This is a genomic window from Candidatus Thorarchaeota archaeon, from assembly GCA_013388835.1.
In the GTDB taxonomy this organism is placed as follows: domain Archaea; phylum Asgardarchaeota; class Thorarchaeia; order Thorarchaeales; family Thorarchaeaceae; genus JACAEL01.
In genome coordinates, this window is the sequence record JACAEL010000106.1 from 1 (window position 1) to 1,035 (window position 1,035).

2 protein-coding genes are annotated in these 1,035 nt (G+C 44.1%); one reads left to right on the forward strand and one right to left on the reverse strand.

The genetic code is table 11. From position 1 onward, the window contains the following. The coding region (locus tag HXY34_14125; GenBank protein NWF97271.1) for a histidine--tRNA ligase family protein at positions 1-900 on the forward strand (900 nt) is incomplete at its 5' end. 4 nt (positions 901-904) lie between these two features. On the opposite strand, the gene HXY34_14130 is transcribed toward HXY34_14125, so the two are convergent. After that, positions 905-1,035, reverse strand: a 131-nt coding sequence (locus HXY34_14130; protein NWF97272.1) for a hypothetical protein, incomplete at its 5' end; no start/stop codon positions are given.

The window sequence follows — 1,035 nt, forward strand, 5'->3', positions numbered from 1 at the left end:
TCTGACAAGCCTGAAGCAGACGCTGAGATACTGATGCTTACCAATAGCCTAATGAAAATGGCAGGATTGAAGAATTACACTTTCAAGGTGGGGCATGTCGGCATTCTAAGGGGAATATTGAGTGAAGAAAAACTGGATGACAAAACTCAGAACGCGGCTCTACAGCTTATGGACAAGAAACAATATGAAGACGCAATAAGCCTCGTTGAAGATTCCGGCGTTTCCAAGAAGTGCTTACAAGTTCTTCGAGAGTTAGTGCAGCTCAAGGGCGGCGAGGCTTTAGAAATTGTTAAGGATGTGAAGGAATGCGTTAGGGATTATGGAGAGGCTTCTGCTGCTGCGGAAAATCTTGACGAGATTTTAAGGCTGACAATGGAGAGCGGATGCGAGATTAGCATAACCGTGGACGCTGGATTTGCAAGAGGTCTTGAATATTACACTGGGATGATTCTTGAGGTAAACACTCCAAATTTGGATGTTGCTATTGCGGGCGGTGGAAGATACGACAGGCTTGTCGAATTGTTCGGAGGAGAGCCGACTCCAGCCACTGGTATCGCACATAGAATAGACAGAATAATGCTAGCAATGCAATCGCAGAATGTTGCAATAAAAACTGGGGAAGACAAGACTGTAATGATAATCCCTGTTAAAAAAGAGTTGAAAGGTGAGGCACTGAAAATCGCGCATATGCTAAGAGAGTCAAGTGTTTCTGTTGAAGTCGAAGTCATGGGCAGGAAAGTGACCAAAGCCTTAGAGGATGCGGACAGGAGGAAGATTAATTATGCGGTTATTGTGGGGGAAAGAGAATTGAAGGAAGGTGCAGTTGTGCTGCGAAACCTAGGGAAGAGAGAGCAAACCACTGTCAAAATCAAGAGCATAGTTGAGACGATAAGAGGCTGACCGCCTATATCTGTTGTTTTTCTCTTCTCAGAAAATCGCCTATGTCTGAAATGTTTTTAACGGCAACCTTTTCTCGTGTTTCCTCTAAGTTGTGTAGAATTTTGCCGAATCCCAGACATTCACCATACTTATTCA